The organism is uncultured Enterococcus sp. (assembly GCF_913775425.1).
GTDB lineage: Bacteria > Bacillota > Bacilli > Lactobacillales > Enterococcaceae > Enterococcus_G.
The window spans coordinates 23,965-37,771 of sequence record NZ_CAJYIS010000067.1 but is presented as its reverse complement, the minus strand read 5'-3'; the positions used below and the strand labels follow the sequence as shown (position 1 = coordinate 37,771).

The following is a 13,807-nucleotide window of genomic DNA, read 5'->3' as shown; positions in this document are numbered from 1 at the left end:
ATTATAGCATAGCTCACTTGATTGTACGTAGGACTTATGAAGGATTCTTCGTGTTTTATGTAAAAAAAGAACGACTTTCTGTAAAGAAAGCCGCTCTTTTAACTTTGAATTAAGCCAAGTATTCCGCAACTAATGCTTCTACTTCTTCCATCGTATCGCAATCATTCAACGCACGATCTGCTAATTCTTTCATTTTGGTCGTATCTAAACGTTTCATTAAGCTACGCGTTTTCAAAATAGACGTTGCGCTCATTGAAAATTCGTCTAAACCAATTCCCATAAGTAGTGGAACTGCTGTTTGATCTCCAGCCATTTCTCCACACATACCAGCCCATTTGCCTTCTTTATGCGCTGATTCCACAACGTGTTTGATCAGACGTAAGATTGAAGGGTTGTATGGTTGATATAGGTAAGAAACGCGTTCGTTCATACGGTCCGCTGCCATAGTATATTGGATCAAATCATTTGTTCCAATACTAAAGAAGTCAACTTCTTTAGCAAATTTGTCTGCAATTACAGCTGCTGCTGGAATTTCGATCATGATCCCTACTTCGATGTGGTCTGCTACTGCAACACCTTCATCGATTAATTTTTGGCGCTCTTCGTTATAAAGAGCTTTCGCAGAACGGAACTCGCCCATTGTTGCGACCATTGGGAACATAATACGTAAATTACCATGTACAGAAGCACGTAGCAACGCACGTAATTGCGTACGGAACATGTCTTCACCTAAGCTAGACAAGCTGATACGTAGTGCGCGATATCCTAAGAAAGGATTCATCTCGTGTGGTAATGTCAAGTATGGTAACTCTTTATCCCCACCGATATCCATTGTACGTACCACAACCGGTTTACCGTCCATACCTTCCAATACCGCTTTGTAAGCTACATATTGATCTTCTTCAGTAGGAAAATCTGGAGAATCCATGTATAAGAATTCTGTACGATACAATCCAACTGCTTCAGCACCATTATTGTTTACACCTGTTAAATCTTTAGGTGTTCCAATATTTGCTGCAAGTTCAAAATGTTTGCCATCAGCTGTAACTGTTTTGGCATGTTTTAGTTTTTCCCACTCTGCTTTTTGCGCAGCGTAAGCGTCACCAGCAGCGATAAACTCTGCTTTTTGCTCTTCAGTAGGATCTAAGATCACATCACCTGTGATCCCGTTTACTGCAAGCATTTGATTTGCCGCAACTTTATCAGTGATCTCCATTGTTCCAACGATTGCCGGAATTTCTAAAGAACGAGCCATGATCGCAGAATGCGATGTACGGCCACCGATATCAGTTACAAACGCTTTAACAAAATTGCGATCTAGCTGAGCTGTATCACTAGGTGTTAAATCGTGTGCGACAACGATTACTTCTTCATTGATCATTGAAGGGTTTGGTAATGTTACTTGCAATAAGTGTGCTAACACGCGTTTTGTTACGTCGCGAATATCTGCAGCACGTTCTTGCATGTAAGCATTATCTTCCATTGCTTCGAACATCCCAATATACATATTCGTAACTTCAGTTAATGCTGATTCAGCATTGACTTTGTTATCTGAAATGTTTTGTTTGATTTGTCCAACCATCTCAGGATCGCTCAATACCATTAAGTGAGCATCAAACACTTGTGCTTCTGCTTCACCTAAAGTTTGTGCCGCTTTATCACGGATAAATTGTAATTCTTCAGTTGACTTTGATAAGGCATCATCCAAACGTTTTGCTTCAGCATCTGTATCGTCTACAGTTACTTTAGAAAACGATAAATCAGGTTGAACTAATAGGTACGCCTTTGCAACGGCAACGCCATCACTAGCTGCAATTCCTTTTAGCATATCAACCATTATTCAGATAAACCTTCCTTTTGCATAGTTTCAGCGATTGCAGCAATTGCGTCTGCTTCGTCTGCGCCTTCTGCAGTGATTGTAACGTCAGAACCTTGACCAACACCTAAAGACATAACGCCCATGATTGATTTCAAGTTTACAGATTTACCTTTGTATTCTAAGTTTACATCTGAGCTAAATTTGCTAGCTGTTTGTACTAATAATGTAGCTGGACGTGCGTGGATCCCTGTTTCAGCAACTACGTGAAATTCTTTCTTTTCCATAATTAATCAATCTCCTTTATTCAACGAATAATATTTTTGTTAGGGTTTTCGTAATTTAAAAAACGTTAACCCTTTCAATTGTTTAGATTACCATCTTTTGACTTATTAGACAACCGTTTTACTAAGATATTTATGATTTTTCCGCCCAAATTAAGAAAAAAGACAGAATATTTTTACATAATTTTTCAAATAAAAATTCGAAAAATGAGACGAATCCAAATACTTGCGTCTGTTCAAAAAATCAGTATAATAATTCTAAAGGTCAATATTGGTCAATGATTTCTTTGACATTTATTGCGCCATTATTCATGAAAGGTTGTGAATCTATGCTTTGTCAAAACTGTGGTAAAAATGAAGCAACAATTCATTTATATGCAACGGTCAACGGTCAACGTACACAAATCGACTATTGTCAAAGTTGCTATCAAAAAATCAAACAACAACAAGGAGCACGTATGGCCCAACAAGATCCTTTTGGCTTTGGAAATTTAGATGATTTCTTTAAACAAATGTCACAACGAATGGAACAAGAAAACACTCAACAAACCCCACCTACACAATCAGGGTTCAATGGGCAACCACCACGAAAAAATGGTCCTAAAGGATTATTAGAAGAATATGGAAGCAACATCACACAACTTGCACGTGATGGCCAGATCGATCCAGTCATTGGTCGTGATCGTGAAATCGCGCGTGTGATCGAGATCTTAAATCGTCGCAACAAAAATAATCCTGTTTTGATCGGTGAACCCGGTGTCGGAAAAACTGCTGTCGTTGAAGGATTGGCACAAAAAATCGTAAACAACGAAGTTCCCCAAAAACTTTTAGATAAAGAAGTGATTCGACTTGACGTTGCTTCACTTGTTCAAGGAACTGGTATTCGTGGTCAATTTGAAGAACGTATGCAAAAACTGATGGATGAGATCAAGCAAAATGGTCAAGTGATCTTATTTATCGATGAAATCCATGAGATCGTTGGTGCTGGTGCAACAGGCGATGGCAATCTAGATGCAGGAAATATTTTAAAACCTGCTTTAGCGCGTGGTGAAATCCAATTAGTTGGTGCGACAACGCTAAATGAGTATCGGATCATCGAAAAAGATGCGGCTTTAGAACGCCGGATGCAACCTGTACGTGTCGATGAACCTTCTATAGAAGAAACGATCACGATATTAAAAGGGATTCAATCAAAATACGAAGATTACCATCATGTCAAATATACCGAAGAAGCGATTCGTGCTGCGGCAGAACTATCCAGTCGCTATATCCAAGATCGTTTTTTACCAGATAAAGCAATCGACTTACTTGATGAAACAGGTTCAAAAGAAAATCTAACGATCCAATTTGCTGATCCGAAAACGATCGAGAAAAAATTAGCCGATGCAGAAGAACAAAAACAAAAAGCTTCTAAAGAAGAAGACTTTGAAAAAGCTGCTTATTATCGTGATCAAATCAATCGATTGACAACATTAAAAGACCGTCAATTGGCTGATGAAGAAATTCCTGTTATTACTGAAAAAACGATGGAACAGTTGATCGAGTTACAAACCGGTATTCCAGTCGGCGAATTAAAAGAAAAAGAGCAAACACAATTGAAAAATCTAGCGGATGATTTGAAAAAACAAGTGATCGGCCAAGATGATGCTGTCGATAAGGTGGCAAAAGCGATTCGACGAAATCGCATCGGGTTAGGCAAAAAAAATCGACCAATCGGTTCGTTTTTATTTGTCGGTCCAACCGGTGTTGGAAAAACCGAATTGGCGAAACAATTAGCGGATGAACTATTTGGTTCAACAGATGCAATGATCCGTTTTGACATGTCTGAATATATGGAAAAACATAGCATCTCAAAACTGATCGGTTCTCCTCCAGGATATGTTGGATATGAAGAAGCAGGACAATTAACGGAAAAAGTTCGTCGAAATCCCTACAGCTTGATCCTTTTAGATGAAATCGAAAAAGCGCATCCTGACGTAATGCATATGTTTTTACAAATTCTAGATGATGGTCGTTTGACAGATGCTAAAGGGCGTACGGTCAGCTTTAAAGATACGATTATTATTATGACAAGTAATGCAGGCACAGGTAACGTTGAAGCAAGTGTTGGTTTCGGTGCTAGTTTAGCTGGGACACAACGTTCGATTTTAAATCAGCTTCCAAACTACTTTACTCCAGAATTTTTAAATCGCTTTGACGGAATCATCGAGTTCAACGCCTTAACCAAAGAGATGCTCGTAACGATCGTTGATTTGATGTTGGACGAAGTCAATGACTTGCTACAAACGCAACATTTGCATGTAGAGGTTCCATTGGAAGTCAAAGAAAAATTAGTCGATTTGGGCTATGATCCTAGTATGGGTGCTAGACCCTTGCGTCGCACCATCCAAGATACGATCGAAGACAGTATCGCTGAGTTTTACCTAGATCATCCAAGTGTTACGCAACTTACGGCATATGTAACCGAAGATGGCGAGATCAAGATCACACAAAAAGATACTTCTTTAGACACTGAAGCATGATCTGCTTAAAAAGGCTAGAAAATCTAGCCTTTTTAAATCTTTTTCTTTCCCTTTTTCTAAATAAAAATTATAATAGTAATAGAATGTAAGCGAATCATTTAGACACAATCAAAACGAGGTGAAGCGTAATGAAGTTAGTCAATGTAACGAATAGCCATTCGCGTCTGGTCATGCAGCAACTTGAAAGCACAGATGCCGAGATGGTGAAAGTCTATACGGCTGGTGATATCACCGTCGTCTATACTGTCGCACCAACGCATTATGAGATTTTATTGGTCAATGAAAAACGAGCAATTATGAAAAATGAAATTCGTGACATCAAAAATTATTTTTTCAAAAAAATGCCCTCGGCTACATTTGATCCAGAACATTTTACCATCATTGAAGAACCACACTTGGTTGAACTTTCGATTCCTATACAAAAATAAACACAGGCTCTTCTTTAAAGAAGAGCCTGTATTTATTTTATAGTAGTGTTTTTAGTTTGACTTCAGGATATTTTTCAGTAAACCAACGTTCAGCAAATTGATTTTCAAATAAAAATAAAGGTTGATCAAAACGATCTTTCGCTAAAATATTACGACTTGAGCTCATTCGTTCATCTAAGTCTTCTGGATCGATCCATCGTGCAATCTTATTGCCCATTGGTGTCATGATCACTTCTGAATTGTATTCATTTAACATACGGTATTGGAAGACTTCAAATTGCAACTGTCCAACCGCACCAATAATGTATTCATCCGCTAAATAGGTTTTATATAATTGGATCGCACCTTCTTGAACTAGCTGATAAATTCCTTTATGGAAGGATTTTTGCTTCATTACGTTTTTAGCAGTAACTTTCATAAACAATTCTGGTGTAAATGAAGGTAATTCTTCGTATTCGACTTTTAATTTCCCTTCTGTCAGTGTATCTCCGATTTGATACGTTCCGGTATCATATACCCCGATAATGTCTCCTGCTACAGCTTCTTCAATATTTTCACGAGCATCAGCCATAAATTGTGTCACGTTACTTAATTTTACTTTTTTCCCTGTACGTTGTAAGTTGACATCCATTCCGCGCTCGAACGTTCCTGAACAGATTCTAACAAAGGCGATACGATCGCGATGGGCTGGATTCATATTGGCTTGAATCTTAAAGACAAATCCTGAAAAATCTTCTTCGTATGGACTAACTTCTTGTCCATCAACAGTTGGATGGCTATGTGGCGCTGGGGCAAACTGTAAAAAGGTTTCTAAAAATGTTTGCACACCAAAGTTCGTTAATGCCGAACCAAAGAATACTGGAGTTTGTTCACCACGTGTGATCTTCTCTACATCAAACTCATCTCCTGCTTCTTTTAATAGTTCCACTTCCTCTAGTACTTGTTGGTAGACACTATTTTCGGTCAGCTTATGCGTTGACGGCAATTCACCATTTTCATCAAGTGCCACTAAGCGCTCACCATCGTAATTTTCAGGACGATACAATTCCACGCGGTCATTAAAGATATCATAAAGACCTTCCATTCCTTTTCCCATTCCGATCGGCCAGTTCATCGGATACGATTCGATATTTAATAAATCTTCCAATTCTTCTAGTAATTCCAGCGGTTCACGACCATCACGGTCCAATTTATTGATAAAGGTAAAAATCGGGATTCCACGTTTTTTGACAACTTGGAATAATTTTTTCGTTTGTGCTTCGATCCCTTTTGCGCTATCGATCACCATGACCGCACTGTCAACAGCCATCAAGGTACGATACGTATCTTCTGAGAAATCTTCATGCCCAGGAGTATCTAAAATATTCACTCGTTTGTTTTGATAATCAAATTGCATCACTGAACTGGTTACCGAGATCCCACGTTGTTTTTCGATTTCCATCCAGTCGGATTTTGCAAAATTACCGGTCTTTTTTCCTTTTACGGTACCAGCTTGACGAATCGCGCCACCAAATAATAATAATTGCTCTGTAATTGTCGTTTTCCCAGCATCCGGATGGGAAATAATCGCAAAAGTGCGGCGACTGTCGACTTGTTCATGTAAGTTTGGGTTTTTCATATAGGTTTTACTCAAAAAATGAGTACAATCCTCCTTTTTTTACTCGATCTAATTGTAACAACTGGTTTAGTATAGCATGAAATAAAGACGAAAAAAAGAAGAAGCACATGGCTTCTTCTTTTAACGACGAGGTTCATCATCATCAAATTCTTTTTTGAAAAAGCGGCGTTCCTCTTCAGGTTCGATTTCTTTTTCTTCATCTTTTGAAAAGATCACTCGGATTTTTAATACCCGACTGCCTTCCATCTCTTCTGTGATCAAGGTCAAATGATCAATTTCAAACGATAATTTTTCATCTTTGTCTGGAATCGTACCAAGTGCGGTGATCAAATAGCCGGCCATCGTATCGACATCCGACATATGCAACGTGGTCTCAAAGACTTCATTGAAGTCTTCAATCAACATCCGTCCTTGGATCAGATACTCTTGATCATTGATTTTTTCATAAAGATTCTCGACTTCATCCGTTTCGTCATCGATTTCACCAACGATCTCTTCTAGTAAATCTTCCAGTGTCACAATTCCAACGACACCACCATATTCATCTAATAAGATCGCCATTTGATTTTGTGTTCGTTTTAATTCATATAATAAATCATCAATAAAGACCGTTTCAGGAACAAATAACGGCTCTTGTAAAATCGATTGTAGGTTCAATTGATCAAACCCAACTTGAAATGCGACTTTTAGTAAATTTTTAGTGTGTATCACACCAACGATCTTATCCTTATCTTCATTGTAGACAGGAATACGAGAATAGTTTTCCGCTAGCATGGCTTCTAAACTTTCTTCCATTGGATCATTGATATCGATCATAAACGCATCCGTTCTTGGGACCATCACTTCTCGTGCCACTTTGGTATCTAAAGAAAAGACACCTTGCAACATTTCTAATTCATCATCTTCTAAGACGCCTTCTGTTTCAAGCATATAGCGCATCTCATCACGCGTCATTTTTGAATCCTCATCGTCAAACTTCATCGGTGTCAATTTAGATAAAAGCGAGGTCGATGCAGATAAGAACCAAACAAAGGGTGTCATCACTGTACCCAACACACGAATGATGCCTGAAGTAGCTTGAGCAACTTCTTCAGATTTATTTAAAGCGATTCGTTTTGGATACAACTCTCCAAATACGATAGATACATAAGTTAAAGCGGCCAATACAATTAAATTAGCTAAACTTCTCGCAGCTGTACCCGTTCCTAAAAGTGGAGTCAATTTGGCAGTCAAACTTTCGGCCAACGCCGCACCAGATAAAATATTGACTAGAGTAATCCCGACTTGGATCGTCGATAAAAAGTTGGTTGGATTATTCAATATTTTAAGTAATTTTTTTGACTTTATATTCCCTTCTTCGGCTTTTTGTTCCACTCGATTTTTGTTGATCGAAACCATCGAGATCTCGGCTGCAGCAAAAAACGCATTGATCAACGTTAAGATAACTAATAATAAAATTTGCGCTAAAAGCGACTGACTATCAGGGTCAGCATTCATAGTTGCATTCTCTCCTTATTCTGTTTTGTTCATTTTATATAAAAAAAAAGCATGGATAAATCCACGCTCAAATCGTATCATAAAGCAAAAATCTTTGCAACGAAATCTTCTTATGTGTCGATTTCTAACGGCCCTTTTTTCGTTTCTTTAATGATTTTAATCACAAAAATAATCACCGTACGACAAATCGCATAAAACGGAACCCCTAAAAAGATCCCCAATAGTCCTGCAAGATTGCCTGCTACAAGTAAGACGATGATGATGGTTAATGGATGGATTTTTAACGTTTTTCCAATCACATTTGGATAAATGATATTACCATCTAACTGTTGGACGATCAACACGACGACACAACATAACAACGCTTTAAACGGTTCATTAAAAATCGTAACAAAAACCGCAGGCATCAAGCCTAGATATGGACCTAGATAAGGAATCAAATTCGTCAATCCTGCGATTACACCAAACAAGAATGCATAATCGACACCCAAAATAAAATAGCCTAAAAAGGTAAAGGTTCCTACAAATAAACATTCGATAACTTGACCACTGATATAGTTAGCCAATGTTTGATTCATTTGACCAAGCAACTCAGCGATTTGAGCGCCACGCTTTTTAGAAAAAACTTTCTCTACGTTTGGAACGATTTTTTCCCCGTCTTTTAACATGTAAAACAAAATAAATGGTGCTGTCAGAATAATGATCGTCGCACTGGCTACCGTACTAAAAATCGAACCAAGACTACTAGACAGACCGCTCAAAAACCGTTGGATCAGTGTACCATAAGAAATATTCAATTTTTCTAACTCACCCATCAAATCAAACTTTTTGAACATTTCACTTTGTGCAAGCTTTGTGGCCCAATCTTCGACATCATTCATGAAGTTTGGAATATTCGATGCCAATTGTGCTATTTGATTGATCAAGTTGGGAATGACCGTCATAATGATCAAAACGATTGCTGCAATCAATAATAAAAAGACAATAGCAATGGCTAGAATGCGTTTGATATGCAACCGCTTTGTCATGAATAACACAATCGGATTAAGTACGTAAAATAAAAAACCTGCAATCAATACTGGGATAAACAAAGTCGAAAAGAACGTACCGATCGGTTGAAATAAAAAATTGATTTTACTTAATACAAAGATCAAGGTTGCCAAGACTAAGATTTCAAGCGACCAATACATCAAACTTCGTTTATTTTTTTTCGTAAACATGATTTTCGCCTCCTTTTTGTTCATTATAGGCTATTTAGATGAAGATGCAAAAGGAAAGCGAAAAATCCTTAGAATTTATTTTTCATACTACTTTTATAAATTATATTTCACGATGTTATTTTTTATGCTAAACTAGTTATCTTAACAAGAATAAAGGAGATCACTATGTTATATACGAACCACTTGTTAGTCAGCAATGCGATCGCGCTGCCGATCATGGCCCAAACCAACACGCTGAATGTGACAAATGTACTACTACTCAATCTAGGTGTGCTCTTACCAGATATCGATGAGCCTCATTCAGTCATCGGGCAACGAACACTTGGATTATCAAACGTCATCAAAGCCGTCTTTGGCCATCGTGGGCTGACCCACACGATTTTTTTCCCATTGGCATTATTTTTTATTAGTGCGTTGATCACAGTAAAATTCGATGCCTTGACCTTGAGCTATTGTTTAGCCTTTGGTGCAACTTTACATATTTTAGAAGATAGTTTTAGTCGAAACGGTGTCTATTGGTTGAAACCACTCTCAAAATTTAAATACCACATTCCACTGTATACGACAGGCGGTGCTGTAGAAAAAACGCTTGGTGTCTGTGCGATTTTATTTATCTACTATTGCTATAGCCAAGGAAAACTCACAACAACACCCGATCCACTGATCAATCCAACGAATCTATCCCAATGGTTTACAGTATTTTTATCTAAATAAGCCTAAAAAGATACGTCTCTCACGTATCTTTTTTATTTGAAATAAATCTCGTGATGAAGAGAACATCCAGGATTAAATGCATGAGCGCAGTAAGGACAACGCTGTGTTTGGTATTGTTCATAGCTCAGTGTTTGATGACAAGCACCACACATTACCGGAGCAAGATCAGCTCGATCGATTGCATGAAAGTGATGTGTCTCCCATTCATCATGACATTTAAAGCACGCATAGTATGTTTGACATCGTCCGCATTTTAGCGCAACGACATCTTCTTCTTTTTGATAATGACAACATCTACCAGCTTCATCCAGTTGTGTTCCATAGATCTGTTGCACATAATTTATCGACATCGTTTATTTCCCCTTTCTTTTGTTAACTTATTATAATATAATGGGTAACATAATAAAAGAAGGAGTTTACACAACTATGAAAACAAGAACCATTACCTCAATCGCTATGATGCTTGCGATCATCATCATTTTAGGCTTCATCCCTCCCATCCCACTAGGCATCTTACCTGTTCCTTTGGTCTTCCAAAATTTAGGGATCATGCTTGCAGGAATTTTACTGGGTGCCAAAAGAGGCACCCTCACTGTTTTTCTATTTTTAGTGTTAGTTGCATTAGGCTTTCCAATCTTATCTGGTGGTTCGGGCGGCCTTGTCGTGTTTGCCGGTGTCACAGTAGGTTACTTAGTTAGCTGGCTTTTTTGCGCAACTTTGATCGGCTTAAACCAAACAAATTTTTTGACTACACATAATGTGATCAAACAATTTTTGATAATTTGGCTACCTGGTGTGTTATTTGTGGACATCATGGGCTCGATTGGATTAACACTCACGACTGGCATGCCGCTCATCCAAGCCTTACTTTCTAACCTTGTATTTATTCCTGGAGATACGATCAAAGCGTGTGTGGTCGTTATCGTAGCTAGACGTTTATTGACGTTGCCGTTTTTCAAAAAATTATCGTAAAACAAAAAAATACACATCGTCTTATAAGACGATGTGTATTTTTTATTTTACCGTTTCTAAACGATCGGTTTTTATTTTACGCCAAAATACGAGGTATAAACAACTACTAAAGACAAGTAGATACATCCCCAACGCCAAAGCTGCTTGACTAAATGCATGAGCTTGCATCCCACCTGAAATGACTTGTCTTAATCCCATCACACTGTACGTAATTGGAAATAACGGGTGTAAAAACTGATAAAATGAATTACTTACATCTAAAGGAAACGTACCGCCTGCTGAGCCAAGTTGTAAGACAAGCATCACCATCGATAGCCCTTTTCCAATCGTCCCAAACGCTACGTTCAACAACGTGACTAAACTAGTCGAAGCAAGTGAAGAAACGATTGCCATGATATAAAATCCTAAAATCGTTTGATGCTGAATGTGCATCGCAAACAACATCACTGTCGCTAAGATCATCGCTTGACTTAGTGCAAAGATCACCATCAATATCCATTTTGAAGTAAACAATTCCCACGTTTTATTTGGTTTTTTGATCGCTTTTGCCATCGGATAGATTACATTAAAGGCCAAAGCGCCTACAAACAATGCTACTGAAAGAAAATAAGGTGCTAAACCAGATCCATAGTTTTTAACATGGCTATACTCTGTCTTTTTAAGCGTGATCGGTGTAGTAAACATGGCTATCGTTTCATCTGAAACACTAGCTTTATTTGTCACGTCTTGACCATTTGAATTCAAACTTTTCGCTAATGTAGCTGTACCATCAGCTAATGTCGTCTCTCCTGCAGTCAATTTTTGGCTTCCTATAGCTAATTTTTGGCTACCATCGGCAAGTTGCGTCGAAGCTGTCACAATTTGTGAAGCTCCTTGTGTAAGCGCAGGGCTATTGGTCACGAGCTGCTGGCTACCGTTTGCAACTTTCTCAGTTCCGCTTGCAAGACTATCTATGCCTTTAGCTAAAGTCGGCATTTGTTGATTTAAATGTGTGATCCCCTGTGTCAATTGCGCACTACCACTTAGCAAACCAGGAGTAGCTGTTGCTAGTTGATTCGTCCCTTCTGACAACTGAGTGACACCACTCGTATACATGTTCACGCCGTCTTTAAGTTGACGACTACCTTCAACTAAAGAATTTAGACCATCTGTCATAGCCGGAGTTGTTTGCGCAAGTTGAGTTACAGTATGATCGACTGTCGTAAACGTATCACTAAACTGTACCATACCTTGTTGTAAAGTCGTAGCTGTTACAAGTGGTGTTTCATCGCCTTTACCTGATGTAAGTTGTGAAAGTTGACGTTGGACTTCGTCGATACTTTGACTGACTGTCTGCATTTGTTCTTTTAACGGCGTCAGTTGCGTCAAAAAAGTAGCGGTATCAGAAATCACGCGTTGTTGTTGCTCTTCAGAAAGAGTCTGCAACTGATTCAACTGTGAAGCGAGTTGAGTCGCTTGATCCGTATCCAATTGAGCGACAACAGCCATCATCGTTTGGTTTAATTGATTTATCGTTTGATCAATCGTTTGTGTGTCGCTTAAACGTGTCTGTTGCAATTGCGCAACTAGTGTATCGACTAGTGGCAAGAGTTGGGTTTGGATCGTATTCTCAAGAGCCGTAGTTCCTTGACCTAGATCAGTGAGTGCTGAAGGTAATGCACTACTTTGTTCAGATAGTTGGGTCAATCCCGTCGTAAGACTTTGAACAGCTGTAACTAATTCGGGGCTCTTTTGTGCCAAAGTTGCCGCTCCAGCATTGACTTTTGTAACACCTGAAGTATACGCTGTTACCCCATCGTTTAGTGCATTTGTCCCATTTTCAAGCTGTAAAACACCAGACGTTAGATTTGGAACTTTGTTCGCTAAAGCTTGTGTGCCTTCATTTACTTGTTTTGCGCCATCGTTCAAAGTGCGAACACCGGTTGTATATGTACGAATTCCTTGTTCATATGTTTGACTTCCATTCGTAAACGCTAATGTCGATGTTTCAAGCTGATTCAAGTTATCGGTAAGTGTCTGTGCACCTGTTGCTACTTCATTTGTCCCATTTTCTAACTTTTCAGCACCTTTTCCAGCCTCAGACAAGCCTGATCCAACTGCTTTAAATTGATCAAAAAGTGCTGTGGTATACGTTTTGGCTACTTCTTTACGTACTGATTCTTGTAATGCCTTTGTCGCAGATTCGGTAATGGTCCCTACAACCATATTACGACCAGGATTCGTTTCATACGCCAGTTGCATTGGTTGTGGCTTTTCATCAAACAAGGTCGTTGCTTGCTTGGAGAACGTTTTTGGAATCGTGATCTTCATATAGTATGTACCATCTTTTAAGCCTTTTGTCGCTTGTTGACTTGACACGATCTCAAAATCCAATGCATCGTTTTTTTCTAGATTTTGAACGAGCGTTTTTCCAATCGCGATCTTTTTTGATTGGAAGGTTGCTTGTTGATCTTCATTGACGACTGCGACCTTTAGCTGATCTAATTTTGCGTAAGGATCCCAAATCGATCCTAAAAACACTGCCGCATAGAGCAGCGGGATACAGGCAATGACGAGTAACACGATGCGTAACTTTTTGTCACGCGCAATCGTTTGTAATTCTTTTTTCCACATGGTTATGCCTCCTATAACTATACAACACATTGTCGGATTTAGAAATTTAGTATAGTATGGAGAAAACCGAAAAACAACCAACAGATTTTTGAAATCTGTCGGTTCATCAAAGGAGTGCGTGCA

At 38.7% G+C, this 13,807-nt stretch carries 11 protein-coding genes; 4 read left to right on the top strand and 7 right to left on the bottom strand.

Annotated elements, in window-relative coordinates:
• Window positions 1-109: 109 nt before the first annotated feature.
• Together ptsP and QZ413_RS07945 are read right to left on the bottom strand one after the other, a co-directional pair.
• A complete protein-coding gene (gene ptsP, locus QZ413_RS07950) occupies window positions 110-1,837 on the bottom strand; it encodes a phosphoenolpyruvate--protein phosphotransferase (protein WP_297079021.1) in 1,728 nt (575 codons plus the stop codon).
• Window positions 1,837-2,103 carry a phosphocarrier protein HPr gene (locus QZ413_RS07945; protein ID WP_297079019.1) on the bottom strand — a complete coding sequence of 89 codons (267 nt, stop codon included), beginning with the start codon at window positions 2,101-2,103 and terminating at the stop codon, window positions 1,837-1,839. The genes ptsP and QZ413_RS07945 overlap by 1 nt, the downstream gene beginning before the upstream one ends.
• A gap of 326 nt (window positions 2,104-2,429) precedes the next feature.
• Between QZ413_RS07945 and QZ413_RS07940 the strand changes: the two genes are divergently transcribed.
• On the top strand, window positions 2,430-4,622 hold the full coding sequence (locus QZ413_RS07940) for an ATP-dependent Clp protease ATP-binding subunit (RefSeq protein ID WP_297079018.1): 2,193 nt from the start codon (window positions 2,430-2,432) through the stop codon (window positions 4,620-4,622).
• A 128-nt stretch (window positions 4,623-4,750) separates the two neighbouring features.
• Window positions 4,751-5,050, top strand: a complete 300-nt coding sequence (locus QZ413_RS07935) for a DUF1827 family protein (RefSeq protein ID WP_297079014.1) — start codon at window positions 4,751-4,753, stop codon at window positions 5,048-5,050.
• Between the two features lie 37 nt (window positions 5,051-5,087).
• On the opposite strand, the gene QZ413_RS07930 is transcribed toward QZ413_RS07935, so the two are convergent.
• The 3 genes from QZ413_RS07930 to QZ413_RS07920 form a co-directional block, all read right to left on the bottom strand.
• Complete coding sequence (locus QZ413_RS07930) at window positions 5,088-6,668, bottom strand: peptide chain release factor 3 (RefSeq protein ID WP_297079086.1); 1,581 nt, start codon at window positions 6,666-6,668, stop codon at window positions 5,088-5,090.
• Window positions 6,669-6,788: 120 nt separating this feature from the next.
• On the bottom strand, window positions 6,789-8,165 hold the full coding sequence (locus tag QZ413_RS07925) for a hemolysin family protein (RefSeq protein WP_297079013.1): 1,377 nt from the start codon (window positions 8,163-8,165) through the stop codon (window positions 6,789-6,791).
• A gap of 110 nt (window positions 8,166-8,275) precedes the next feature.
• A complete protein-coding gene (locus QZ413_RS07920; protein WP_297079011.1) occupies window positions 8,276-9,385 on the bottom strand; it encodes an AI-2E family transporter in 1,110 nt (369 codons plus the stop codon).
• A 165-nt stretch (window positions 9,386-9,550) separates the two neighbouring features.
• On the opposite strand from QZ413_RS07920, the gene QZ413_RS07915 reads away from it, so the two are divergent.
• A complete protein-coding gene (locus tag QZ413_RS07915; RefSeq protein ID WP_297079009.1) occupies window positions 9,551-10,099 on the top strand; it encodes a metal-dependent hydrolase in 549 nt (182 codons plus the stop codon).
• A gap of 32 nt (window positions 10,100-10,131) precedes the next feature.
• Here the strand turns inward: QZ413_RS07915 and QZ413_RS07910 are convergent, their stop codons facing one another.
• Window positions 10,132-10,449, bottom strand: a complete 318-nt coding sequence (locus QZ413_RS07910; protein ID WP_297079007.1) for a CHY zinc finger protein — start codon at window positions 10,447-10,449, stop codon at window positions 10,132-10,134.
• Between the two features lie 76 nt (window positions 10,450-10,525).
• On the opposite strand from QZ413_RS07910, the gene QZ413_RS07905 reads away from it, so the two are divergent.
• Window positions 10,526-11,071, top strand: a complete 546-nt coding sequence (locus tag QZ413_RS07905) for a biotin transporter BioY (RefSeq protein ID WP_297079005.1) — start codon at window positions 10,526-10,528, stop codon at window positions 11,069-11,071.
• 42 nt (window positions 11,072-11,113) lie between these two features.
• On the opposite strand, the gene QZ413_RS07900 is transcribed toward QZ413_RS07905, so the two are convergent.
• The gene (locus tag QZ413_RS07900) at window positions 11,114-13,684 is read right to left on the bottom strand and encodes a YhgE/Pip domain-containing protein (RefSeq protein WP_297079003.1); all 2,571 of its coding nucleotides are present in this window, start codon (window positions 13,682-13,684) and stop codon (window positions 11,114-11,116) included.
• Window positions 13,685-13,807: the final 123 nt, after the last annotated feature.